The organism is Xanthomonas sp. WHRI 1810A (genome assembly GCF_040202885.1).
Lineage (GTDB): Bacteria > Pseudomonadota > Gammaproteobacteria > Pseudomonadales > Pseudomonadaceae > Aquipseudomonas.
Genome location: NZ_JBEGED010000001.1, coordinates 172,973 through 196,179 on the forward strand (window position 1 = coordinate 172,973; position 23,207 = coordinate 196,179).

The 23,207-nt window shown below is 59.7% G+C and carries 22 protein-coding genes, 1 tRNA gene and 1 pseudogene; 11 read left to right on the plus strand and 13 right to left on the minus strand.

Going from position 1 to position 23,207, the window contains the following annotated elements:
- Positions 1-2: 2 nt before the first annotated feature.
- The 5 genes from ABQX22_RS00755 to ABQX22_RS00775 all read right to left on the minus strand — a co-directional run bounded on the left by ABQX22_RS00755 (position 3) and on the right by ABQX22_RS00775 (position 3,636).
- Positions 3-743 (minus strand): amino acid ABC transporter permease, encoded by a 741-nt coding sequence (locus tag ABQX22_RS00755; RefSeq protein ID WP_349795525.1) that lies wholly within the window; start codon positions 741-743, stop codon positions 3-5.
- A gap of 65 nt (positions 744-808) precedes the next feature.
- Positions 809-1,711 (minus strand): transporter substrate-binding domain-containing protein, encoded by a 903-nt coding sequence (locus ABQX22_RS00760; protein WP_349795527.1) that lies wholly within the window; start codon positions 1,709-1,711, stop codon positions 809-811.
- A 245-nt stretch (positions 1,712-1,956) separates the two neighbouring features.
- Positions 1,957-2,628: a GntR family transcriptional regulator gene (locus ABQX22_RS00765; RefSeq protein ID WP_349796411.1), complete on the minus strand. Its 672-nt coding sequence runs from the start codon at positions 2,626-2,628 to the stop codon at positions 1,957-1,959.
- Between the two features lie 220 nt (positions 2,629-2,848).
- Positions 2,849-3,169: a hypothetical protein gene (locus ABQX22_RS00770; protein WP_349795529.1), complete on the minus strand. Its 321-nt coding sequence runs from the start codon at positions 3,167-3,169 to the stop codon at positions 2,849-2,851.
- Between the two features lie 20 nt (positions 3,170-3,189).
- Positions 3,190-3,636 (minus strand): winged helix-turn-helix transcriptional regulator, encoded by a 447-nt coding sequence (locus tag ABQX22_RS00775; RefSeq protein ID WP_349795531.1) that lies wholly within the window; start codon positions 3,634-3,636, stop codon positions 3,190-3,192.
- A 142-nt stretch (positions 3,637-3,778) separates the two neighbouring features.
- Between ABQX22_RS00775 and ABQX22_RS00780 the strand changes: the two are divergent.
- A pseudogene (locus tag ABQX22_RS00780) lies at positions 3,779-4,432 on the plus strand (NADPH-dependent F420 reductase).
- A 48-nt stretch (positions 4,433-4,480) separates the two neighbouring features.
- Entirely contained in the window at positions 4,481-5,383 is a 903-nt protein-coding gene (locus tag ABQX22_RS00785; protein WP_349795533.1) for an SDR family oxidoreductase, read from the plus strand.
- A 43-nt stretch (positions 5,384-5,426) separates the two neighbouring features.
- Here the strand turns inward: ABQX22_RS00785 and ABQX22_RS00790 are convergent, their stop codons facing one another.
- The 5 genes from ABQX22_RS00790 to ABQX22_RS00810 form a co-directional block, all read right to left on the minus strand.
- Entirely contained in the window at positions 5,427-6,230 is an 804-nt protein-coding gene (locus tag ABQX22_RS00790) for an SDR family oxidoreductase (RefSeq protein WP_349795535.1), read from the minus strand.
- Between the two features lie 111 nt (positions 6,231-6,341).
- On the minus strand, positions 6,342-6,827 hold the full coding sequence (locus ABQX22_RS00795) for a hypothetical protein (RefSeq protein WP_349795537.1): 486 nt from the start codon (positions 6,825-6,827) through the stop codon (positions 6,342-6,344).
- Between the two features lie 99 nt (positions 6,828-6,926).
- Positions 6,927-7,514, minus strand: coding sequence for a DUF308 domain-containing protein (locus tag ABQX22_RS00800; protein WP_349795539.1), 588 nt, complete (start codon positions 7,512-7,514; stop codon positions 6,927-6,929).
- Positions 7,511-8,212, minus strand: a complete 702-nt coding sequence (locus tag ABQX22_RS00805) for a flagellar hook assembly protein FlgD (protein WP_349795541.1) — start codon at positions 8,210-8,212, stop codon at positions 7,511-7,513. The genes ABQX22_RS00800 and ABQX22_RS00805 overlap by 4 nt, the downstream gene beginning before the upstream one ends.
- Before the next feature lie 136 nt (positions 8,213-8,348).
- Positions 8,349-8,933, minus strand: coding sequence for a TetR/AcrR family transcriptional regulator (locus ABQX22_RS00810; RefSeq protein ID WP_349795543.1), 585 nt, complete (start codon positions 8,931-8,933; stop codon positions 8,349-8,351).
- 317 nt (positions 8,934-9,250) lie between these two features.
- On the opposite strand from ABQX22_RS00810, the gene ABQX22_RS00815 reads away from it, so the two are divergent.
- The 8 genes from ABQX22_RS00815 (at position 9,251) to ABQX22_RS00850 (ending at position 19,510) form a co-directional block, all read left to right on the plus strand.
- A complete protein-coding gene (locus tag ABQX22_RS00815; protein ID WP_349795545.1) occupies positions 9,251-10,165 on the plus strand; it encodes a LysR family transcriptional regulator in 915 nt (304 codons plus the stop codon).
- A 130-nt stretch (positions 10,166-10,295) separates the two neighbouring features.
- The gene (locus ABQX22_RS00820; RefSeq protein WP_349795547.1) at positions 10,296-11,756 is read left to right on the plus strand and encodes a gamma-aminobutyraldehyde dehydrogenase; all 1,461 of its coding nucleotides are present in this window, start codon (positions 10,296-10,298) and stop codon (positions 11,754-11,756) included.
- 81 nt (positions 11,757-11,837) lie between these two features.
- Positions 11,838-12,989 carry a putative ABC transporter substrate-binding protein YdcS gene (gene ydcS, locus ABQX22_RS00825; RefSeq protein WP_349795549.1) on the plus strand — a complete coding sequence of 384 codons (1,152 nt, stop codon included), beginning with the start codon at positions 11,838-11,840 and terminating at the stop codon, positions 12,987-12,989.
- Between the two features lie 101 nt (positions 12,990-13,090).
- Complete coding sequence (locus ABQX22_RS00830; protein WP_349795551.1) at positions 13,091-14,128, plus strand: ABC transporter ATP-binding protein; 1,038 nt, start codon at positions 13,091-13,093, stop codon at positions 14,126-14,128.
- A 1-nt stretch (position 14,129) separates the two neighbouring features.
- On the plus strand, positions 14,130-15,077 hold the full coding sequence (locus ABQX22_RS00835; protein WP_349795553.1) for an ABC transporter permease: 948 nt from the start codon (positions 14,130-14,132) through the stop codon (positions 15,075-15,077).
- Positions 15,067-15,894, plus strand: a complete 828-nt coding sequence (locus ABQX22_RS00840; RefSeq protein WP_349795555.1) for an ABC transporter permease — start codon at positions 15,067-15,069, stop codon at positions 15,892-15,894. The genes ABQX22_RS00835 and ABQX22_RS00840 overlap by 11 nt, the downstream gene beginning before the upstream one ends.
- Before the next feature lie 149 nt (positions 15,895-16,043).
- Positions 16,044-17,468 carry a gamma-aminobutyraldehyde dehydrogenase gene (locus tag ABQX22_RS00845; RefSeq protein WP_349795557.1) on the plus strand — a complete coding sequence of 475 codons (1,425 nt, stop codon included), beginning with the start codon at positions 16,044-16,046 and terminating at the stop codon, positions 17,466-17,468.
- Between the two features lie 179 nt (positions 17,469-17,647).
- Positions 17,648-19,510, plus strand: coding sequence for an NAD(P)/FAD-dependent oxidoreductase (locus ABQX22_RS00850; RefSeq protein WP_349795559.1), 1,863 nt, complete (start codon positions 17,648-17,650; stop codon positions 19,508-19,510).
- Positions 19,511-19,619: 109 nt separating this feature from the next.
- Here the strand turns inward: ABQX22_RS00850 and ABQX22_RS00855 are convergent, their stop codons facing one another.
- Positions 19,620-20,534, minus strand: a complete 915-nt coding sequence (locus ABQX22_RS00855) for a LysR family transcriptional regulator (protein ID WP_349795560.1) — start codon at positions 20,532-20,534, stop codon at positions 19,620-19,622.
- A 109-nt stretch (positions 20,535-20,643) separates the two neighbouring features.
- Between ABQX22_RS00855 and ABQX22_RS00860 the strand changes: the two genes are divergently transcribed.
- Entirely contained in the window at positions 20,644-21,501 is an 858-nt protein-coding gene (locus ABQX22_RS00860; protein ID WP_349795562.1) for a sugar phosphate isomerase/epimerase family protein, read from the plus strand.
- A 175-nt stretch (positions 21,502-21,676) separates the two neighbouring features.
- On the opposite strand, the gene ABQX22_RS00865 is transcribed toward ABQX22_RS00860, so the two are convergent.
- Together ABQX22_RS00865 and ABQX22_RS00870 are read right to left on the minus strand one after the other, a co-directional pair.
- Positions 21,677-22,732, minus strand: a complete 1,056-nt coding sequence (locus ABQX22_RS00865) for an SDR family oxidoreductase (protein WP_349795564.1) — start codon at positions 22,730-22,732, stop codon at positions 21,677-21,679.
- 348 nt (positions 22,733-23,080) lie between these two features.
- Positions 23,081-23,156 (minus strand) — tRNA-Lys (locus ABQX22_RS00870).
- Positions 23,157-23,207: the final 51 nt, after the last annotated feature.

Here is a 23,207-nt window from a genome sequence, read left to right on the forward strand (position 1 = left end):
GATCAACCCGCCTTCCTGTTGGTGCCGTAACCGGGAACCACTGCGAGTCGTTCTACAGCGCGCATGGCGAAGACAATGACGAGGTTCAGCGCCAGGTACAGCGTCGTTGCCGCGGTGAAGGCTTCGAACACCTGAAAGCTGTTTTCCTGCATCGCCCGGGCGCTGCCGGTCAGCTCCATCAGGCCGATGGCGAGCGCCACGGATGTGTTCTTGGTGCAGCTGAGAAATTCCGAGGTGATGGCCGGCACCACGATGCGGTACGCCATGGGAAGCAGCACATAGAGATAGGTTTGCACCAGGTTCAGGCCCAGCGCCTGACCGGCCATTCGCTGCCCGCTGGACAAACTTCCCAGCCCGGCGCGAACGACTTCGGCCATGCGCGCGGCGTGATAGCCACCCAGACAAATGACCGCCGTGTAGAACTGCGCGTTGGGCACCTGTTTGAGCCACGTCCCAAGGTCGCCGGGCAGCACTTCCGGCAGCACGAAGTACCAGAGGAACATCTGCACCAGCAGCGGGACGTTGCGGAACACTTCGACGAAACCGGTTCCGAATGCACGCAGCCCCATCAACGGCGACGTCCGTGCAACCCCCACAACCGAACCCAGCGTCAAGGCAATCGTGAACGCCCCAAGCGCCGTTGCAACGGTCCAGCCAGCGCCCCAGATCAGCGTCTCAAGGTAGGTATGGGTGCCGTCCATGGATGGCTCGAAAAAGACCCACCAATTCCAGTTGTAATTCATAGCGTTGCCCATCCCGCGCAGTAGCGTGACCGGACGAATGGGTCCGGCCAAAAAGTGAGGCGTGATCAGCGATACAGGTCAGGATTGGCGTCGTCAGTCGGGTGTGCGATCACCTTGCTGAGCTGGGTCGACATCGGGAAATTCATGTTAATGCCACGCGGCGGGATCGGCTGGGTGAACCACTTGGCGTAAAGGGTATTGATCGCGCCGGTGGTGTAGAGGCCTTGCAGGGTCTGATCGACCAGGGTCTTGAACGCTTCATCATTGCGGCGAAGCATGATGCCGTAGGGCTCAACTGACAGCGGCTGGCTGGAGAGCACGTAATCGGCAGGCGCCTTGGAGGTGGCGGCCGCGCCGGCAATCGACACGTCATCAAAGATCAGTGCGGCGGCGCGATTGGTTTCCAGGGTCAGCATGCCTTCAGCCAGATCCTTGGCGGTCAGGATGGTCAGGCCCAGGTTTTGCGCGGTGTTGGCTTCGTTGATGACTTTGACACTGGTAGTCCCGGCCAGGGTGACGACGGTCTTGCCCTTGGCCTCTGCCAGCATGTCGATGGGGGTGCTCTTCTTCGACAGAATGCGCACCCCGGCCACGAAGTAGGTCGTTGAGAACGTGACCTGCTTCTGACGCTCGGCATTGTTGGTGGTAGTGCCGCATTCCATGTCGATGGTGCCATTGGCCAGCAACGGCATGCGGGTCGTGCCTGTGACCGGCATGTACGTGATCTTCAGATCAGGCTTGTTCAGTTTGACCTTCACCGCATCCACGACTTTTGCGCACAGGTCCATCGCATAACCGATCGGTCGCTGCTTGTCGTCGTAATAGGAAAACGGCACTGCGCCGTCACGGTGGCCCACGGTGATTTCGCCCAGCTCGGCAACCTTCGTCAGCGTTCCTTCGTCCTGCGCGTGGGCGCCTGCACCTGCAAACATGAACATCAACATCGAAGTGGTCAGCGTCTTCTTCATGAGTTGCGCCTCTGGGGTAGTAATCGCGTTCCGGCCACCTCCAGATCAGGGGTCGACGAGCCGCCAGTGATATGCGCAAGCAAGATGGCTTTCGATGAATGTCGACGTCAACAAAAAAGAATAATAAATAATGAATACATTTTAAATGCACGAATTTAGCGCCATTTTTATTGAAAATGTGCACTTTTAGCGCGTAATAGTGGCTAACACGGGAGTGGATAGGTGCGTGCGATAAACATGAAAAATCAAAGATCAACCAGCTCGTCTATGGAATGACGGACCGTTCTCGCAGTGTTCATCACATGCTGACGCATCACCTTTGCCAGGCGACCGGGATCTCGCTCAGTGAGCGCCTTCAAGATTTTTTCGTGATCACTGACGGCGTCTTTCCAGTCCGAGGGCAACTGGCGCACCGTGTGACGAATGTTGCGGATGCGCAATTCAAGGTTTCGGTACAAGCTCAGCAATGATGCGTTGCCGGCCGCCTCAAAGATCGCAAAATGAATGGCACGATTGAGCCGGGAATAGTCCAGATGTCGGGATTCGCGATAAGCGACCACCATCTCAAGATGAAGGGCAGTAACGGCGTCCAGCTGCGCCTGCGTGATCACCTCGCAAGCCAACTCTCCAGCCAGCGCTTCCATGCTGGCAATGATCGGAAAAAGCTCCTGCAATTCTTCGTCGGTGATGGTAACCACCCTGGCGCCCCGCTGGGGTAGCAACTCAATCATTCCCTCCGCCGCCAACGCCTTGAGGGCTTCGCGCAGAGGGGTGCGGGAAATATCAAACCGCGCGCACAACTCTTTTTCCGGAATCTTTTGGCCAGGCCCCAGTTCGCCGCTGACAATCATGTCCCGCAGGTGGTCAACGATTTCGCTGTGCAACGTCTTGCGGCGTATAAGCCTTGTTTCTAGCACGCTCAAATTGGCTCTCCAGGTGCGGTATGCAGTAGCTACGGACCTCTGGGCGGCTATTCACCCCGGGCGATCGCTTTATGCGGTGAGACTTAGCCACCCCAGTCAGTGATTGTCCAGAGCAGAAGCCGATTTCGAGCGTCGCGCCGCTTCATGGTGCCTGGAAGACATCACGCACCTGGACCTGATGGGCCGCCGTTGAGACAGCGCGATACCCGGATGCCTACCCTTCGCTTTGAATGTCGCGATACCACTGCGCGTATGGCGTGTTCTCTACCTTTTTCCTGTTCAGATCGGATGCGCCATCGCCCCACCACACCGGCCCACGCTCTCCGAGCCCGACCTTGGCCGCCTCCACGGCTGCCCTGGCGGCCTTCATCTGGCCAGGTTCGCCTGACGCTTTTGCCGCCTTCACGGCCCTTCGTGCCGCCATCAGCTCATTCACCAGGCGTTGGCGCTCTTGCTCAGGCAGAGCTGGATTGGAGCAGCGCCACATCTGGCCCTTCACCACAAAATAGCGGCCATCGGGGGTTGTCGGATTCATGTCAGCGCTCCACGGAACGGCTAGGCCTCAGGAAAGATACAACCGCCCTTGCGGACCAGCGCCTTCACCTCTTCGCTTACTTGCATCGGGTCTTGACTGAGTCGAGCCAAAAACTCTTTGCTGCGCAGCACGTAAGACTTCGCATCGTGCCTGGCGCTCCACAGCACAACGTTCAGCACGATGGGAATGAGGTCCAGGCCCTTCTCGGTCAGCGTGTAGAAGTCCTTGCGCTTGTCGTCCGGGCTGGGCGCCTTCGCGAGGATGCCTTGCGCCTCAAGAAAGGCGAGACGGGAAGCAAGGACGTTGGTCGCGATGCCTTCTTCCGATTTCTGAAACTGGCCATACGTCTTTTTGCCCACAAAAACGATGTCGCGAATGATCAGCAGCGACCACCGGTCACCAAAAATTTCCACGCCGTAATTCACCGCGCAATGGGATCGCACATCTTCTTTGTCTGTCGTCTTCATGCCTGAACCTTAACATCGCTTGTATTTCGAAAGTAAATATTTCGCTGATCGCTTGCTTTATGCAAGCAATATGACCAGCATGGTTTGCACGTTGCAGCGCGGTTGCCCAATCGCGCCGGCAGTCCATGAATGATCAACCCGTATCAGTAAGGAACTGCACATGAGCACTATCAGCATCATCGGTTCAGGTGGCATGGCCGCCGCCATCGGCGGCCTTGCCGCTAAAGCCGGACACACCGTCGAGGTGATGAACCGCGACCCAGCCAAGGCGCAAGCCCTTGCCTAACAGTTCGGAGCAGGCGCGACGACAGGTACATTCGTCGCCGCGCCGGCCGGCGACATCGTGATCCTGGCGCTCCCCTACTCCGCTGTTATCGAGGTGGTGAAGCAGTACGGCGAAGCGCTGGCAGGCAAGCTCCTGGTCGACATCACCAACCCTGTCGGCGCCGACATGACGAGCTTTGTGACCCCCAAGGACAGTTTCGGCGCACTGGAAATCGCCAAAACCGCGCCTGCCGATGCGCAGGTGATCAAGGCGTTCAACACCGTGTTCTCCCACGTCCTCGTAACCGGTCCTGTCGAAGGGCAGCCGCTGGATGTGTTCATCGCCGGGGACGACGCGCAGGCGAAGGCGCGCCTCTGTGCATTCATCGAAAGCCTTGGATTGCGCCCGCTGGACACCGGGCCGCTGATCATGGCCCGGACGCTGGAGCACGTCTGCCTGCTCTCGCTGGGCCTCATGACCCACGCCATCAAGCACACAAAATTCGCCATTGGCGTCAGCGTTCTCGGCTGAGCGCGCCAGCCGTCGAACCTCACCACCATTGAGCCAGGAGAGACCATCATGGGCAAGATTCTTGTCACCGCCGCCAGCGGCCATCTGGGCCGTAAAACATTGCAGCACCTGCTGAAACGACGTCCCGCCAGCGACCTTGTCGGCCTGGCCCGCAACCCGGAAAAAGCAGCCGACCTAGCCGCTCTGGGCATTGAAATTCGCAAGGGCGACTATTTCGATTATGACGCGCTGCTCAGTGCGTTCACCGGCGTAGAGAAGGTCTTGCTGATCTCCAGCGCGCCGTTTACCGACCGCAAAACCCAGCATTACAACGTGATCACCGCAGCGCGGCAGGCCGGCGTCAAACACGTCGCCTACACGGCCATCATCCGCCGTGAAGGATCGGACTTCACCCTGTCCGAGTGCACGGTGCCCGATCTCTTCACCGAGCAAACCCTGATGGCTTCGGGGCTGACCTACACGATTGTGCAACAGCCGCCGTTCCTCGAGACCTTCCAGTTTCAATTTGGCGACAAGGTCTACGAGAAAGGTCTTCGCGTTCAGGCCGGTGACGGCAAACAGGCGCCTGCGTCGCGTGAAGACATCGCCGAGGCGCAGGCAGTGGCGCTTACGGAGGACGGCCACGAAAACAAGATTTACTCGCTGACCGGGGATCCGGCAGTCTCCTACGCGGACATCGCCCAGATTCTGTCCGACAGCCGTGGCACAACCGTCCCCCTCATCCCGGTGACCGATGAGCAATACATCGCCAACTACGTGGCGGACGGGCTTCCCGAGCCGTTCGCGCGGTTCGCCCTAGAATGGGTACACGGCGCCAACCTCGGCGAATGGGGCGAACTCACCGGCGATCTTGAGCGCCTGATCGGCCGCAAGCCAATGACCACGGCTGAATACCTGCGCGACAACTACCCCACAGTTGTGGGGTCGATCGAAGCGGCAAAGGGCAAGTAGGCCGGACAGGACGACCTGCAGTCGACGCGCCTGCGACTCGCTGTCAGATCTGCGAAAGGCCGCCATCGACCATCAGTTCGACACCGTTGACATACTGGGCGTCGGCCGAAGCAAGGAACAGTGCGGCCGTCGCGATTTCTTCAGGTTGGGCCATGTAGCCCAGCGGCACAATCTGTTCTACATGCTGCCTGAGTGCGTCAATCTGGCGTTCATCCATCTTCAAACCGTTGTCCATCAACGGAGTGCGGGTGAAGCCCGGGCTGATGACATTGGCACGAATTTTCCGGCCTTTCAGTTCATTGGCCCATGTCCGTGCAAATGAGCGCACGGCAGCCTTGGAGGCGTTGTAGAGACTCAGACCTTCCATGCCATTGCTGGAGCAGATGGAGGCCGTCAGCACGATGGACGCCCCCTCTTTCATCAGTGGCAAGAGCGTCTGAACCGTGAAAAAAACGCCCTTCACGTTGATGTCGAACAGTCTGTAGTAAGCGGCTTCGGTGGTTTCGCCAACCGGATTCTTTTCGCAGATACCGGCATTGGCGAACACCGCATCCAGTTGATCGTCGTGTTGTTCAATCAACACTTTCAGCTCATTCAGATCGGCCTGTCTGGCCACATCCGACACGACCGCGACGGCCTTATCGCCCAGTGCGGCAACTGCAGACTCCAAGGTCTTCGCTGAGCGCCCCGTGATATAGACACGCTTGGCGCCTTCGGCAATTAACGCTTGCGCAATCGCAAAGCCAATCCCGGTCGAAGCGCCCGTGACGACCGCCACCTTATTGTTGAATTTACCCGACATGTCTGACTCCTCATAAGCGCCTTCACCATGATTGAATGAAGGCATTTATGAACCATTGTGGGCGTCATCTACTCGGGGCGGGACTGCCAGAACTGTACATGCGCGGTGCATGTTTGTAAGGGTTCGGCAGTCATTCGGACGTCATTGCGCAGCGACCTACTCCATGACCACCGACAGCACATAGTGCTGCTTGTTGACGACTGTTCGAGTCAGCATCGCGTGGCCGCTGCCAACTTCCAGGTTGAGGGGCGCCGCTTTGTTGATCGCTTCATCGAACGAATGTGGAATGGACAGGCCCAGTGTCCGCACCGACAGGCGCTTGGTCGCTTTGATCAGCTCGCGCTTGGCCGCGTCTTCATCCGACGGCAACGTCACGTTGAGGATCAGCTTGACGCGGCTGGGCGTCCCGCCAGCCCCCTCCGCGGCAAAAGAAATCCTGTTGCCATCGACGGCGTCAGGTTTGATCAGCCTTGCCCCACTCGAACACCCTTCCTGTCCGTCCATGCGTGTGGTCCATTCCCCGGCGCGTAGCTGCGTGTCGTTGAGTACCGTGCAGATTTGCTCGGCAGACTGCGAGCGCAAATCGGCAAAACAGTTGAAAGCAGAGCACACGCCAATAAAACCTAAAGCCACACGTATCATCATCGCCATCCTTTTGCGGAAATTGTGCCGTTACGTTAGACGCTTGCGGTTAAACCCGCACTGTTATTGCGCTCGGACAGGTGAATTTCATCCATTGCTTCAAACTTTCCGCCGGCGCGCTTGCGAGACCACCAACCAAAGCGCAGAAACAAGAAAGTAGAAAGCGCCAAACGCCACATAAGGGACGATGTCGGCGATGCCATGCAGGTTTGTCGCAGCGGCTTGTTTGATGAAGAATCCGCCGGCCAGTGCTGACTGCGCACCACTGAGGAACATCAGCCATTGAGCCCCATACATTTTCCAGCGCCGCACGGCGGTCGCTAACTGAAGAAGGCCCGATACAACGGCCCATGCACCAAAAACACCGAGCACCGCATTAAAACCGTTGGTCATCGCCACCGCGAAAGCGACGGTGGCAACCAGGCTTATAACAGCGTTAATCAACTGCGAAGGATTACGCCTCGCTCCGCCGTTTCGGTAGGCGTCCAACAGGTTTGCCGCAGCATCCCAGGCGGGATAAAAAATAATCAGCACAGCGGCCGCTATCGGGATAACCGCCCCGACAGTCAGTGCCGCTCCCACCCAGATAAAAGAAACAGCGGCCCGAATAAAGTAATAAGCAATCAGCCAGTCGCTATGTGTTTTAGCGGGGGCGTCGTGATCACGCTCGAAGGTGGTGGTTTTCATGTTAATTGACCCCGTAAGTGAGCAGCAGTTGAGTTGATCGCCGTGGGGGATAACTCGTCGGGTTTGAGATCGATGACTTCTTCCTGGGCGAACGCCCCCAGTGCAGTCTCGATAAGCGTGTGGGATGTCGCGGGATGTCGAATGCTGGTTACGGTTGTCCAGACAGCAACGCTGGGTTCCGAGCTGGAACTACCTTTGACGGTGACGCTGAGCGGCCCCTTCACCGCGACGCCGTCGACCTTGCCGTTCCAGTCGAAGCTCACGGTGCCTTCAGCGGCTGCGGCGTGGTGTTCGGTGTGGACCACAGCGCCGCTGGCATCTTTGAAGTCAATGTCCAGATCCGTCGGACTGTCGATCAGTACTTCACCGGCATAGCTGCCATCGGCAAGAGGTAGTGCCTTCGATGACGGCACAAGTGCCAACCGACCGAGCCACGATGCGGAATCCTGTGCAGACCCGGCGCCTAGCAGCTGTTTGAGCAAGCCGCTGATCTCTTGAAGCGTCGACACCTGGGTGAGTGCCGCCAACTGCTGCACGGTGTCCCCCGGGTCTGCTGGAGAAAGCGGGTCTTGATGCTGCAATTGGGTGATCAGCAGTTTCAGAAACCCCTGACTGTCCAGTGGCGGTAGACCCGCGCCAGCTGGGGGAAGGCTGATAGGTGAGCTGGCGGTACTGAGTAAGGCGGTGGGCTGGAGCATTGAAAATCCTCTTCGGTAAACGGTCGCCGGACGGCAATGGCCGCAGGCTGACCAAACGCGGGCTTCAATCAAACCACCTACTAGAAGGTAGGCTTTCAGTACAAAAAAATCGGCCGCAGAGCGACCGTTTTTTGCATCATTTCTCGATGACAAGTCGTTTGATCAATGGCTGAGTGATCGCGCCGAATATTTCAGGATCACCGTAGGCACGGGCCGAGAGCATGGCGCCATGAACGGTCGCCATGAACGTCTCTGCTTCCGCCCGGGCGTCGCTTGCCAACGCCAGACAACCTTGCGTTGCGCCTCGTTCGAAAACCGAAGTAAGCCAGCCGGACAGCGCCCGAAAATGAGCCCTGACCTCCAGGACGATGTCTTGAGGCAACACAGGAATCTGGGTCGCGAGCAGCGCGCACACGCAGTAGCCCTTCGTTGCATCGCCGATACATCCCTCCCAGTAACCCGTGTAAGCCCGCAGTTGGTCTGCCGGGCTGGGGCTCACCCGCTCGATATGAGCGATGCCCGCCTCCGCCTCCTGGCGATACTGGCTGACCAGTGTACGCACCAGGTCAACCTTGGTCGGAAAGTGATGATGGATGCTCGCCTTACGGATGCCCACGGACTCGGAAATGTCCGCGTAGCTGAAACCGTTGTACCCCCCCGCAATGATGAGCGAGCGAGCGCAGCTGAGGATGTCGAAGAAGGTGCTTGATGGAGTAGTCATGTCGGCAACCTACCTTCTAGTAGGCAAGGCGTCAAGCCGGTGTTGCGGGAACGGAAGTCTTCTTCCAATAACGTTCACCTCTGGCCTGCCCTGGAGTTAGCACTTTACAAATACCCGTGATCGTTTTTTTTCGTTACTTCGGATACCTCGCAGGCGAGTAGCGTGGCGCTCTCCAACTCAACGGGCGTGCCGATGGAACACTCTCAGACAGCGGTCGATACGGCCACATCTCCCGCCCAGCTTTATAGGGCGAGTCCATCGATTAAAAAGATATACACTGCGCGAAATCTATAAAACCAGCCCAGCCGGTAATCCGCATGATGACTCTGCGCCAGATCCGCCACTTCATCGCCGTTGCCGAAACCGGTTCGATTTCAGCGGCCGCCCAGGCGGTGTACATCTCCCAATCGACACTGACCCTGGCGATCCAGCAGCTGGAGCAGGAAATCGGTGTCAGTCTGTTCAATCGCCACGCGAAGGGCATGACCCTGACCCACCAGGGGCATCAGTTCCTGCGTCAATCGCACCTGATTCTGGCCACCGTCGACAACGCCAAGCGCAGCCTTCAACAGAGCACCGACCAGGTCGCAGGTCAGCTAATCATCGGCGTCACCAGCCTGGTGGCCGGTTACTACCTGGCGGATTTACTGACACGCTTCCAGCGCGCTTACCCCAACGTCGAAATCCGCGTGATGGAAGATGAACGCCCGTACATCGAGCATCTGCTGGTCAGCGGGGAAATCGACGTCGGCGTGCTGATTCTGTCCAACCTGGAAGATCGCCACGCGCTGCAGACTGAAGTCTTGACCCATTCACCCCATCGCCTGTGGCTGCCGGCTCAGCACCCTCTGCTGGAACACGACAGCATCACCCTTGCCGATGTCGCCCGCGAACCGTTGATTCAGCTCAACGTCGATGAAATGGATCGCAACGCCCAACGCCTGTGGCACGGCGCTGGATTGCAGCCGCGCATCACCTTGCGCACCGCCTCGACCGAAGCGGTGCGCAGCCTGGTCGCCGCGGGGCTTGGCGTATCCATTCAGCCAGACATGACCTACCGCCCCTGGTCGCTGGAAGGCGACATCATCGAAGCCCGCCCGCTGGCTGACCTGAGCCAGACCCTCGATGTCGGCCTGGCTTGGCGCCGCGGCACCGCGCGCCCTGCGCTGGTCGACCCGTTCCTGACCGTGGCCCGCGAACAGCCCCGTGCCGGACGCAAGCCATCTATTTAATCGAACGCCGGTTTCAGTATTTAGTATTTGCCGACCTCAACGCTGCCCACTAGCCTCTGTGCCCATAGACGAAAAGGTCGGGCTCAGGCCGCAAGGGAGCACCACGACCCCATAACAAGAGAATCCGAAAATGCCCGCCACCCAGCCCCCGTTCTCCACCGCTTTATTGATCGATGGCGAGTTGGTCGCCGGTCAGGGTTTTGTCGAGCCGATCCTCAATCCGGCCACCGGGGAAATACTGACGCACATCGCCGAAGCCACCACCGAGCAGGTCGAAACCGCCGTGATGGCCGCCCACCGCGCGCTGGGTGGATGGTCGCGAACCACGCCACAGCAGCGTTCGAACATATTGCTCGCCATCGCCAACGCCATTGAGAAACAAGCCGACCACCTCGCCCGCCTGGAATCGCTGAACTGCGGCAAGCCTCTGCACCTGGCGCGTCAGGACGATTTGAGTGCGACGGTGGATGTGTTCCGGTTCTTTGCCGGCGCAGTGCGTTGCCAGACGGGCCAGCTCAGCGGCGAATACGTGCCGGGCTACACCAGCATGGTCCGCCGCGATCCGATTGGCGTGGTCGCCTCCATCGCGCCCTGGAACTACCCGATCATGATGGCCGCCTGGAAAATCGCACCCGCCCTGGCCGCAGGCAACACGCTGGTGTTCAAGCCATCCGAACACACGCCGCTGTCGATCCTGGCCCTGGCCCCGGCGCTCGCCGAGCTGCTGCCGCGCGGGGTCATCAACATCATCTGCGGTGGCGGCGAAGGTGTCGGCAGCCACTTGGTCAGCCACCCGAAAGTGCGCATGGTTTCTGTGACGGGCGACATCGTCACCGGGCAGAAAATCCTCCAGGCGGCGGCGAAAACCCTGAAGCGTACTCACCTCGAACTCGGCGGCAAGGCGCCGGTGATCGTCTGCAACGACGCCGACATTCAAGCCGTGGTCGAGGGCGTGCGCAGCTACGGCTACTACAACGCCGGGCAGGACTGCACCGCCGCGTGCCGGATTTACGCCCAGGCCGGGATCCATGATCGCCTGGTCGCCGAACTCGGAGCCGCGGTCAGCAGCCTGCGCTTTGCCAGCAAGCGCGACGCCGACAACGAAATCGGCCCGCTGATCAGCTCTCGCCAGCGCGACCGCGTGGCCAGTTTCGTCGAGCGCGCCCTTGGCCAGCCGCACATCGAGCGCATCACCGGCGCCGCGGTGCATTCCGGCGCCGGCTTCTACTACCAGCCCACCCTGCTGGCCGGTTGCAAACAGAGCGACGAAATCGTCCAGCGCGAAGTCTTCGGCCCGGTGGTCACCGTGACCCGTTTTGAAGAACTGGAACAAGCGGTGGACTGGGCCAACGACTCTGAATACGGGCTGGCGTCGTCGGTCTGGACCCAGAACCTGGACAAGGCCATGCAGATCGCAGCCCGCTTGCAGTACGGCTGCACCTGGATCAACAGCCACTTCATGCTGGTCAGCGAAATGCCCCACGGCGGCTTGAAACGCTCGGGGTATGGGAAGGACCTGTCCAGCGATTCCTTACAGGACTACAGCGTGGTGCGGCACATCATGGCGCGCCACGGCAATGATCTGAAATAACACGGCCGCGACAAATGCCTGACAGGCATGGCTTCACCCTGCTCATCACGGCCCAGACCAATAAAAGAAGAGGGAAACCCGATGTTCGTGCACAAGACCGCGTTGCTCAGTGCAATCATTACCGCACTGGTGGCCAGTGCCAGCCTGCAGGCCGCCGAATCGCTGAAAGCCATTGGCGCCGGCGAAGGCCAGCTGGATATCGTCGCTTGGCCTGGCTACATCGAACGTGGCGAGAGCGATAAAAACTACGATTGGGTGACCGGTTTCGAGAAGGAGTCCGGCTGCAAGGTCAACGTCAAGACCGCTGCCACGTCCGATGAAATGGTCAGCCTCATGGCCAAGGGCGGTTACGACCTGGTCACGGCGTCAGGCGATGCTTCCCTGCGCCTGATCGTCGGCAAACGCGTACAGCCGATCAACACAGCGCTGATCCCGAACTGGAAGAACATCGACCCGCGCCTCAAGGATGCTCCGTGGTACGTGGTCAACAACCAGGCTTATGGCACGCCCTATCAGTGGGGGCCCAACGTGCTGATGTACAACACCGAGGTCTTCAAGCAGGCGCCCGCCAGCTGGAGCGTGGTGTTCGATGCGCAGAACCTGCCGGACGGCAAGCCCAACAAGGGGCGCGTGCAGGCCTATGACGGCCCGATCTATATCGCCGATGCGGCGCTGTACCTCAAGTCGACCAAACCGGAACTGGGCATCCAGAACCCTTTTGAACTGACCGAGAGCCAGTACACGGCCGTGCTTGAGTTACTGCGCCAACAGCAACCGCTGATCCACCGCTACTGGCACGACACCACCGTGCAGATGAGCGACTTCAAAAACGAAGGCGTGGTGGCCTCCGGCGCATGGCCGTATCAGGTCAACGGCCTGACGAACGAGAAACAACCCATCGCTTCGACCATCCCCAAGGAAGGCGCGACCGGTTGGGCCGACACCACCATGCTGCACGCCGAGGCCAAGCACCCGAACTGCGCTTACAAATGGATGGATTGGTCGTTGCAGCCTAAGGTTCAGGGTGACGTCGCCGCCTGGTTCGGTTCGCTGCCCGCGGTGCCGGCCGCCTGCCAGAGCAGTGAATTGCTCGGCGCTGAAGGCTGCAAGACCAACGGTTTCGAGCAGTTCGACAAGATTGCGTTCTGGAAAACCCCGCAGGCCGAGGGCGGCAAGTTCGTGCCGTACAGCCGCTGGACCCAGGACTACATTGCGATCATGGGCGGGCGTTAACCGCCAACACAGTCCCCTGCAGGCGTGAGCCTGCTCGCGATGCGTTTGATCAGACCCCGACGCCCCGCCGCGTGCGCGTTGGCTTAAAAAGAGGTTCCCCCATGCCCCTGGCAGTCCAGTTCACCCACGTTTCCCGACACTTCGGCGAGGTGAAAGCCGTTGACCGAGTGTCCATCGATATTCAGGACGGCGAGTTCTTTTCCATGCTCGGCCCGTCCGGTTCGGGCAAAACCACCTGTCTGCGCCTCATCGCCGGTTTTGAACAACCCACGGCCGGTTCGATCCGCATTCATGGCACGGAAGCCGCCGGCCTGCCGCCTTATCAGCGCGACGTGAACACGGTCTTCCAGGACTACGCGCTGTTCCCGCACATGAACGTGCGCGACAACGTCGCCTACGGCTTGAAGGTCAAAGGCGTCGGCAGGAGCGAACGGATGGCCCGTGCCGAAGAAGCCCTGAGCATGGTCGCGCTCGGCGGCTATGGCGATCGCAAGCCGGTGCAACTGTCAGGCGGTCAGCGCCAGCGCGTGGCTCTGGCCCGTGCGCTGGTCAATCGTCCTCGCGTGTTGTTGCTCGATGAGCCCCTGGGGGCGCTGGACCTGAAACTGCGCGAGCAAATGCAGAGCGAATTGAAAAAGCTGCAACGCCAGTTGGGCATCACGTTCATTTTCGTCACCCACGATCAGACCGAAGCGCTGTCGATGTCCGACCGTGTGGCGGTGTTCAACAAGGGGCGCATCGAGCAGGTCGACACTCCGCGCAATCTGTACATGAAACCGGCCACCACCTTCGTCGCCGAATTCGTCGGTACCTCCAACGTGATTCGTGGCGACCTGGCGCAGCAGTTGAGTGGCAAGCCCCAGCCGTTTTCGATTCGTCCTGAACACGTGCGGTTCGCCGACGGTCCGCTGGCCAGCGACGAGATCGAGGTCAGCGGCCTGCTGCACGACATTCAGTACCAGGGCAGCGCCACGCGCTATGAATTGAAACTGGAAAACGGCCAAACGCTGAGCATCAGCCAGGCCAACATCCAGTGGCTGGACGTCAGTGCGCGGCATCAGACCGGCCAGCGGATCAGCGCACGCTGGGCGCGCGAGGCCATGATCCCGCTGCATGACACCGTCGCGGGCGGGGTGTGAGATGAACAGCGTGGCTATCAATCAGACCCAGGCCGGCGGCTCGCCGCTGCGCAGTTTCGCCAACCTGCTGTATCGCCGGCCCAATGTGTACCTGTCGTTGCTGCTGGTGCCGCCGCTGCTGTGGTTCGGTGCGATCTACCTCGGCTCGTTGCTGACGCTCTTGTGGCAAGGCTTCTACACCTTCGACGACTTCACCATGGCGGTCACGCCAGACCTGACGCTGGCGAACTTCGCGGCGCTGTTTCAGCCGGCGAACTTCGACATCATCGTGCGCACCCTGACCATGGCCATCGTCGTCTCGATCGCCAGCGCCGTGCTGGCGTTTCCCATCGCTTACTACATGGCGCGCTACACCACCGGCAAGACCAAGGCGTTTTTCTACATCGCGGTGATGATGCCGATGTGGGCCAGTTACATTGTCAAGGCCTATGCGTGGACGTTGCTGCTGGCCAAAGGCGGCGTGGCGCAGTGGTTCGTGCAGCACCTGGGGCTGGAGCCGGTCTTGCAGTTCGTGCTGGGCATTCCCGGCGTCGGCGGCAGCACCCTGTCGACCTCGCATCTGGGGCGCTTCATGGTGTTCGTCTACATCTGGCTGCCGTTTATGATCCTGCCGATCCAGGCCTCCCTCGAACGCTTGCCGCCATCGCTGCTGCAAGCGTCCGCCGACCTCGGCGCCACGCCACGCCAGACCTTCATGCATGTGGTTCTGCCGCTGTCGATTCCGGGCATCGCCGCCGGTTCGATCTTCACCTTTTCCCTGACCCTGGGCGACTTCATCGTGCCGCAACTGGTGGGCCCGCCCGGTTACTTCGTCGGGAGCATGGTGTATGCGCAACAAGGTGCTATCGGCAACATGCCCATGGCCGCGGCTTTCACGCTGGTGCCGATTGTGTTGATCGCCGTTTACCTGTCCATCGTCAAACGTTTGGGGGCCTTCGATGCGCTCTAAGTCAGAAAAGAACCACGACCAGGCCTCCCTGGGTTTGAAACTGGCGGCGTGGGGCGGGCTGGTCTTCCTGCACTTCCCGATCCTGATCATCTTCCTGTACGCCTTCAACACCGAAGAAGCGGCGTTCAGCTTCCCGCCCAAGGGTTTCACGCTGCACTGGTTCAGCGTGGCGTTCTCGCGCCCTGACGTGCTGGAGGCGATCAAATTGTCGGCGCAGATCGCCGCCATCGCCACGCTGATCGCCATGGTGCTCGGCACACTGGCCTCGGCGGCGCTGTATCGGCGGGACTTCTTTGGCAAGCAAGGCATCTCGCTGATGCTGATCCTGCCCATCGCGTTGCCCGGGATCATCACCGGTATCGCGCTGCTGGCAACGTTCAAGTCGCTAGGGATCGAGCCTGGGATGTTCACCATCATCGTCGGTCACGCGACGTTCTGTGTGGTGATCGTCTACAACAACGTCATCGCCCGCTTGCGCCGCACCTCCCACAGCCTGATCGAGGCTTCGATGGACCTGGGCGCCGATGGCTGGCAGACCTTCCGCTACATCGTCCTGCCGAGCCTCGCTTCGGCGTTGCTGGCCGGCGGCATGCTGGCATTTGCCCTGTCGTTCGACGAAATCATCGTCACCACCTTCACCGCTGGCCATGAACGCACCCTGCCCCTGTGGCTGCTCAATCAGCTCAGCCGGCCACGGGATGTGCCGGTCACCAACGTCGTCGCGATGCTGGTAATGATGGTGACCATGCTGCCAATCCTCGGCGCCTACTACCTGACCCGTGGCGGCGAGAGCGTGGCGGGCAGTGGCGGCAAATAAACCCCGTCGCCTGCCGGGACGCACATAAAAAACCGTAGGAGCGCGGTTGCCCGCGATGGCGTTGTGTCAATCAATGCAAATATCACAGACCTATCGGCATCGCGGGCAAGCGCGCTCCTGCAGTTATAAATGACCAAGAGGACTTACTCATGCAAACCAAACTCCTGATCAACGGCCGGCTGGTCGACGGCGAAGGTCCCGCCCAGCCGGTGTTCAACCCCGCCCTGGGTCGCGTGCTGATAGAGATCAACGAAGCCAGCGAAGCCCAGGTCGATGCGGCCGTGCGCGCCGCGGACAATGCTTTCGAACACTGGTCGCAGACCACGCCGAAAGATCGCTCGTTGCTGCTGCTCAAACTGGCCGACGCCATCGAAGCCCACGGGGAAGAGCTGGCCAGACTGGAATCGGATAACTGCGGCAAGCCTTACAGCTGCGCGCTGAACGACGAGATCCCGGCGATTGCCGATGTGTTCCGTTTCTTCGCTGGCGCCAGCCGTTGCATGAGCGGTTCGGCGGGCGGTGAATACCTGGCCGGTCACACCTCGATGATTCGCCGCGACCCGGTGGGTGTGATCGCCTCCATCGCGCCGTGGAACTACCCGCTGATGATGGTCGCCTGGAAAATAGCCCCTGCCCTGGCCGCCGGGAACACCGTGGTCCTCAAGCCTTCGGAGCAAACGCCGCTCACCGCCCTGCGCCTGGCGGAACTGGCGTCGGAGATTTTCCCGGCCGGGGTGCTCAACCTGGTGTTCGGTCGCGGGGCCACGGTGGGCAGTCCGCTGGTCACGCACGGGAAAGTGCGCATGGTCTCGCTGACCGGCTCGATCGCCACCGGCTCGCACATCATTGCCAGCACCGCCGACAGCGTCAAACGCATGCACATGGAACTGGGCGGCAAGGCCCCGGTGATCATTTTCGACGACGCCGATATCGACGCCGCCGTGGAGGGGATTCGCACCTTCGGTTTCTACAACGCAGGCCAGGACTGCACCGCTGCCTGCCGCATCTACGCGCAGGAAGACATCTACGACAGGTTTGTCGAAAAGCTCGGCGCGGCGGTCAGCACCCTCAAATACGGTTTGCAGGATGACCCGTCGACCGAGCTGGGTCCGTTGATCACCGCCCAACATCGCGACCGCGTGGCCGGGCTCGTCGAGCGCGCCGTGGCCCAGTCTCACATCCGCTTGATCACGGGGGGCAAGGCGGTCCCGGGGAATGGCTACTTCTTTGAACCCACGGTGCTGGCCGATGCTCAGCAGGATGACGAGATCGTGCGCGATGAAGTGTTCGGCCCGGTGGTCTCCGTCACGAAATTCACCGATGAAGCACAAGTGCTGGCCTGGGCCAACGACTCGAACTACGGCCTGGCGTCTTCGGTCTGGACCTCGGACATCGGTCGCGCCCACCGCCTCTCTGCACGCTTGCAGTACGGCTGCACCTGGGTAAATACGCACTTCATGCTGGTCAGTGAAATGCCCCACGGCGGTCAGAAAATGTCCGGCTATGGCAAGGACATGTCCATGTACGGGCTGGAGGACTACACCACCGTGCGGCATGTGATGTTCAAGCACTGAACTGACGCGCCTACAGGGAATGGCATTCCCACTCAGGAACGCTTTAACCACCACTGTTTTAAAACAATAACCACCCACCTGGCGGCGCGCCCCTGCCCTGCCACGGTTTCGGCCATCCGAAATTTGCCCCGGGCCGATTGCGGTGCCGGGGCCCTTATAACAACAATCAAGGATCCCTTATGGATATCACTCGCCGCGACTTCCTCAACGGCGTCGCCATCACCATCGCCGCCAGTATGACCCCGCTGCAGATTCTCCAGGCCGCACCCGATGGTCGTTACTACCCCCCGGCCCTGACCGGCTTGCGCGGCAACCACGTCGGTTCATTCGAAGTCGCGCACCAGATGGGCTGGCATAAAAAGGCCTTCGACACCGATCAGTTGCCAATCAGCGAAGAGTACGACCTGGTCGTCATCGGGGGAGGCCTGAGCGGACTGTCGGCGGCGTGGTTCTACCGCGAGAAGCATCCGAAAGCGCGGATCCTGATTCTGGAAAATCATGACGACTTCGGCGGTCACGCCAAGCGCAACGAATTCTCCGCCGGTGGCCGAACGATCATCGGCTACGGCGGCAGCGAAGCCTTCCAGTCGCCGAATCATTTGTACAGCAAGCAAGTAAATGGCCTGCTGAAAAAACTCAGGGTCGACATCAAACGCTTCGAAACCGCCTTCGACCGCTCGTTCTACCCCAATCTGGGCCTGTCCCGGGCGGTGTTCTTCGACAAGGAAAACTTCGGCGAAGACAAACTGGTCACAGGCGACCCCACGCCCATGGTCGCTGACGACATCGCGCCGGACCAACTGCACGCTCGCTCCATCACCGATTTCATCAACGACTTCCCGTTGCCGGAAGCTGACCGCCAGGCGCTGATTGCCCTGCACGCCGCACCCAGAGATTACCTGGCGGGCAAGACCACCCAGGAAAAGATGGCGCATCTGGAAGCCACCAGTTATCGCGACTTCCTCCTCAAGGACGTCGGGCTATCTGCCGCCGCAGTGAAGTACTTCCAGAGCCGCACCAATGACTTCATGGCACTGAGCATTGACGCGGTGGCGTCGTCCGATGCCTACAGCGTGGGCTTCCCCGGCTTCAGCGCGATGAAACTGGAACCCATCAGCGAAGAAGCCCAGGCGGAAATGGATGAGCCCTACATCTACCATTTCCCGGACGGCAATGCGTCGCTGGCCCGGTTACTGGTGCGCAGCCTGATCCCCGGCGTGGCACCGGGGCACAACATGGACGACATCGTCCTCGCCTCGTTCGACTACAGCACACTCGACCAGCCCAAAGCCCCAGTACGCCTGCGCCTGAACAGCACCGCCGTCAGCGTGCGCAACGTGGGCTCAGGCGTAAACGTCGGTTACAGCCGTGGCGGCCAACTCACCCAGGTGAGTGGCAAGCACTGCATCATGGCCTGCTACAACATGATGATTCCCTACCTGTTGCGCGACCTGCCCGCCGACCAGGCCCACGCGCTGAGCCAGAACGTGAAGTTCCCGCTGGTCTACACCAAGGTGGTGATCCGCAACTGGGAGTCGTTCCAGAAACTGGGCGTGCATGAAATCTACGCGGCGACGCAGCCCTACAGCCGCATCAAACTCGACTACCCGGTGAGCATGGGCGGCTACGATCACCCCCGCGACCCGACACAGCCGATCGGCCTGCACATGGTTTACGTGCCCACCAGCCCGGGCAGCGGCTTGAACGCCCGCGACCAGGCCCGTGCCGGCCGAGGCCGCCTCTACGGGCAGTCCTTCGACATGCTGGAAGCGCAACTGCGCGATCAGTTGCAACGCATGCTGGGCCCAGGCGGCTTCAATCACCAGACCGACATCCTCGCCATCACCGTCAACCGCTGGTCACACGGCTACGCCTACTTCTCCAACAGCCTGTTCGACGACGCCGATGAGAGCGAAAAACTGATGAACCTGGCGCGCAAGCCGGTAGGAAGAGTCAGCATTGCCAACTCGGATGCCGCGTGGAGTGCGTATGCCCATGCGGCGATTGATGAGGCGTACAGGGCAGTTGGGGAAGTGGGTTAAGGCATGGATGACAAAGGCCGCTTTTTCTTTCACAGGGAGCGGCCTTTCGCGCTGGAAGGCATCGGATTGATCACCTGTCCATTCCTCCCGTTCCAGGCTTGATGGCTGGTCAGCTCAGGGCACCCCTTTCGGCCCGGGCAACGAGCTCATCCACGACGCGTCTTACCTTCGGCTGGAGGTGCCGTGTCTGAGGCCAGACAGCGTGGATGGCCACGTCGCCTGGGCTGTATTTTTCGAGTACAGGCACAAGCCTGCCGTCCTTGAGGTGGTCGCGGACTAAAGAGCCAGGCATCTGACAGATCCCCTGCCCGGCCGCCGCCATGGCAATGATCGCATCCCCGTCCCCGACCTCATGGGCACCCGGTGGGGTGATCCGGGCGAACTCACCCCGTTCATCCAGGACAGTCCAACTGACCCTCTGGCCTCTACGATAGTTGACGATACAGCGGTGCTGTTGAAGGTCTTCCAGAGACTCCGGGAAGCCGTGTTTTTCGATGTAACGAGGCGCGGCGCAGATGATCTGCTTCTGTACCGCCAGACGCCTGGCAACCAGGCCGCTTGCGTCTTTGAGGGTCCCGAATCGAATACTGAGGTCAATACCCTCTTCGATCAAATCAGTCACGCTGTCGGTAAACGTCACCGTCAACTTGAGCTCGGGATTGGCATCAAGGATGTCCAGTAGCACCGGAAGAACGACGCTACGCCCGTAGGCTGCTGGCAGGTCGATTCGAAGGCGACCACTTGGCGTCTTCTGGTTGCTCGTAAGAAATGCCTCAGCAGCGAGCACTTCATCCACGGCGACTGAGCAACTTGCGAAATAGGCCTCCCCCTCAACGGTGAGTCCCAAGCTGCGAGTTGATCGGTGAAAGAGCCTGCAGCCCAACCTTTCTTCCAACTTGGCGATGCTCTTGCCCACGGCGGATTTGGTTATGCCTAGCCGGTCGGCGGCCAAAGTAAAGCTCCCGGACCTTGCCGCTGTGACGAAAATAACAACCCCGCTCAAAGCGTGTTCAACATGTGACATTGTCCACTCCCACTCTACTCTTCGACGACTTAATACGGGTTTATCGTATCAGGGCTCTACCTTAGTCTGGCTGAACAGTGTTTAGAACAGATGAAGAGGTGGAATAGCAATGGCGACTCAACACATAGAACTTCTCGCGGCCTACTGGACGATTGCTGGTGATATCTACCCGATGGGTCCTACTGAAGTGAGCCCATTTTCCTTCAGCAACCGTATGGAGGCGGCGGGCAATGCTGGGTTCAAAGGTATCGGGTTGGTACACAACGGCATGATGGCGACGAAGGATGAGATCGGTTACCCGGCCATGAAAACCATCCTAGAGCAGAACGGCATCAAGCATATTGAACTGGAATTCCTGGTGGACTGGTACCACAGAGGCGAGCGTCGACGCCAGTCAGACAAGGTTCGCCGAGAACTGCTTGAGGCAGCCAAAGCCTTGGGCGTTCGCTCAATCAAAATAGGCCCTGGTATTGGAGAAGACGTGGCGGACATTGACCTCATGGTCAAAGAGTTCACGCTGCTCTGCCAGGAAGCGGCGGCGGTAGGCGCCAATATCGTCCTGGAAATCATGCCGTTCAGTAACGTGCGCACGATCGATACGGCCCTGGCGATTGTTGAAGGCGCTGATCAGCCAAACGGAGGTTTGCTGCTCGATATCTGGCACCTGCAGCGTGGCGGCATCGACGTCAGCGAGATCGCCCGAATCCCGGCTCGGTTCATCAAGTCAGTCGAGCTGAACGATGCGCACAAGTACCCCATCGAACCGCTGTGGATGGACACCATTCATAAACGTGTCCTTCCAGGCGATGGGACCTTCGACATTCCGGCTTTTATCAAGGCGGTTCAAGCTGCAGGTTATGAAGGTCCCTGGGGGTTGGAAGTGCTGTCCGACACCCACCGCAAGCTTCCCCTTGAAGCCATGGCTCATCGTGCGTTCGACAGCACCATGCGCCAATTCAGTGAGTGAAGGATCAGGGCACTACGCAAAACCCGATGAGGGTGCGTCTGTCCAAATGAAGCAGCATTGACGAAGGGAGGCAGATTCAGGTCGCCGTTGCTGACATGAATCAGGGCCGGGGTCGACTGACACCGAAAACGAGGAGCGCTGAGATCGCCCCTCGTTTCTGATCAGATGGCACGACTTAATCAATCGCGGGAATGAATCCTTTTTCCCCAAGACGCTTCAGCGCATCGATCATGATTTCCTCGTTGTTCACCACTTCGGTAAACCCCGCACGGCGAATCTTGTTCATGTCCGAAATCATGTCGAACTCGGTATTGAAGATGAAATCCCCGAATGGCCAGCCGACGAGCTTCTCGAACGGCAGCGTATTGAGATGCCTGGCAGCGGCCAGGCGCTCCCACTGCGCGGCTTTCCCAGGCATATGCTTGGCAAGGGAGAAAGGCTGCGGCGTGGCAACCTCCATATCCAGCGCCTCGGCCAGCTTGAGCCAGATACGCTCCCACCGAAACGGCTCACCCACCAGATTAAAGGCCTCGTTGCGGGCCGTGGGCGCCAGCGCTGCCCATAGGCTTGCACGCGCCAACCAGTGGGCGTCGGTCACTTGAGCAACCACCTCGCGATAGGTGCGCATGGACCCCGGGAATCTCAATGGCACACCGGCCTGTTTGCTTAACGCAGCGAACACGCCGATGACCATCGCAATGTTCATGGGATTACCGGCCATGTCTCCCACCACCACATCCGGTCGCAAGATGCTCCATTCCAGTCCTTCGCTCACTTGCCGTTCTCTGAGCAGATCTTCTTGGGCGTAGTAGAAATTCGGCGCCACATGTCGCGGATCGTCTTCATAAAACGGTGCGACGCCCGCGCCCAGATGAACCCCATGGACCTTGGCGCCCTGGTAGTGCACGACTCTTCTCAACGGCGCACCCACCGCCTTCAACCCATCCAGCACGTTGCGCAGCATGGTGGTATTGATATCTGACTCATGGGCGAGGTCTGGATCGGCCTTGAGCGCGGCATAGAAAACGTGAGTAGTGTCGCTGGCAGATGCCAAGGCTGCCTTGGTCGCGGCAGCATCGCTCAAGTCGCAATCGATGGCCTCAATACCCGCCACGGAGGTCTTGCGCAAAGCGCGGACGGTCCAATCCGGCTCACCAGCCAGGGCTGCTACCAGGGCGCTGCCAATGATGCCGCTAGAACCCACGACGAGTGCTACCTGTTTGGTGCTCATGACGAATTCCTTGTAGTAGAGATGAGGGATGACGTTCAGGCGATGCGCCCTCCGCCATCAGGGTCAAGAACGGTCGCATCAGCCAGTTCATCAGCGTGCCCTACGCGACCAACTGAACGCTAGCCTGCCATGCTGTTGAACAAACCTTCGGTCTGCGGCAGTCAGAAACCCCACATTGGAGTATCGACAACGGCGGGAGAAACGACGTTCACCCGGACGGGTTTGATTGCCAGTGGAGGTCTGCACATCGAGAGGGACCTTAACCACCTCAAACCCACGTCCCACTTTCGTGCAGGCAAAAAAAAACCTGGAAATCCTCACTTTCGTGGGCCTTCCAGATTTTCAAAATGGTGGGTCGTGTGGGATTCGAACCTACGACCAATTGGTTAAAAGCCAACTGCTCTACCAACTGAGCTAACGACCCGCTTCGTGGTGGCGCGTATATTACTGATTTATCACAGTAATTCAACACCTG

Coding starts and splice junctions, on each gene's coding strand:
- ABQX22_RS00800 (WP_349795539.1), bottom strand. CDS start 7,514: ATGAAAACCACCACCTTCGAGCGTGATCACGACGCCCCCGCTAAAACA.
- ABQX22_RS00830 (WP_349795551.1), top strand. CDS start 13,091: ATGCCCCTGGCAGTCCAGTTCACCCACGTTTCCCGACACTTCGGCGAG.
- ABQX22_RS00795 (WP_349795537.1), bottom strand. CDS start 6,827: ATGATACGTGTGGCTTTAGGTTTTATTGGCGTGTGCTCTGCTTTCAAC.
- ABQX22_RS00760 (WP_349795527.1), bottom strand. CDS start 1,711: ATGAAGAAGACGCTGACCACTTCGATGTTGATGTTCATGTTTGCAGGT.
- ABQX22_RS00815 (WP_349795545.1), top strand. CDS start 9,251: ATGATGACTCTGCGCCAGATCCGCCACTTCATCGCCGTTGCCGAAACC.
- ABQX22_RS00820 (WP_349795547.1), top strand. CDS start 10,296: ATGCCCGCCACCCAGCCCCCGTTCTCCACCGCTTTATTGATCGATGGC.
- ABQX22_RS00860 (WP_349795562.1), top strand. CDS start 20,644: ATGGCGACTCAACACATAGAACTTCTCGCGGCCTACTGGACGATTGCT.
- ABQX22_RS00835 (WP_349795553.1), top strand. CDS start 14,130: ATGAACAGCGTGGCTATCAATCAGACCCAGGCCGGCGGCTCGCCGCTG.
- ABQX22_RS00865 (WP_349795564.1), bottom strand. CDS start 22,732: ATGAGCACCAAACAGGTAGCACTCGTCGTGGGTTCTAGCGGCATCATT.
- ABQX22_RS00790 (WP_349795535.1), bottom strand. CDS start 6,230: ATGCCTTCATTCAATCATGGTGAAGGCGCTTATGAGGAGTCAGACATG.
- ABQX22_RS00770 (WP_349795529.1), bottom strand. CDS start 3,169: ATGAATCCGACAACCCCCGATGGCCGCTATTTTGTGGTGAAGGGCCAG.
- ABQX22_RS00805 (WP_349795541.1), bottom strand. CDS start 8,212: ATGCTCCAGCCCACCGCCTTACTCAGTACCGCCAGCTCACCTATCAGC.
- ABQX22_RS00755 (WP_349795525.1), bottom strand. CDS start 743: ATGAATTACAACTGGAATTGGTGGGTCTTTTTCGAGCCATCCATGGAC.
- ABQX22_RS00845 (WP_349795557.1), top strand. CDS start 16,044: ATGCAAACCAAACTCCTGATCAACGGCCGGCTGGTCGACGGCGAAGGT.
- ydcS (WP_349795549.1), top strand. CDS start 11,838: ATGTTCGTGCACAAGACCGCGTTGCTCAGTGCAATCATTACCGCACTG.
- ABQX22_RS00850 (WP_349795559.1), top strand. CDS start 17,648: ATGGATATCACTCGCCGCGACTTCCTCAACGGCGTCGCCATCACCATC.
- ABQX22_RS00785 (WP_349795533.1), top strand. CDS start 4,481: ATGGGCAAGATTCTTGTCACCGCCGCCAGCGGCCATCTGGGCCGTAAA.
- ABQX22_RS00810 (WP_349795543.1), bottom strand. CDS start 8,933: ATGACTACTCCATCAAGCACCTTCTTCGACATCCTCAGCTGCGCTCGC.
- ABQX22_RS00840 (WP_349795555.1), top strand. CDS start 15,067: ATGCGCTCTAAGTCAGAAAAGAACCACGACCAGGCCTCCCTGGGTTTG.
- ABQX22_RS00855 (WP_349795560.1), bottom strand. CDS start 20,534: ATGTCACATGTTGAACACGCTTTGAGCGGGGTTGTTATTTTCGTCACA.
- ABQX22_RS00775 (WP_349795531.1), bottom strand. CDS start 3,636: ATGAAGACGACAGACAAAGAAGATGTGCGATCCCATTGCGCGGTGAAT.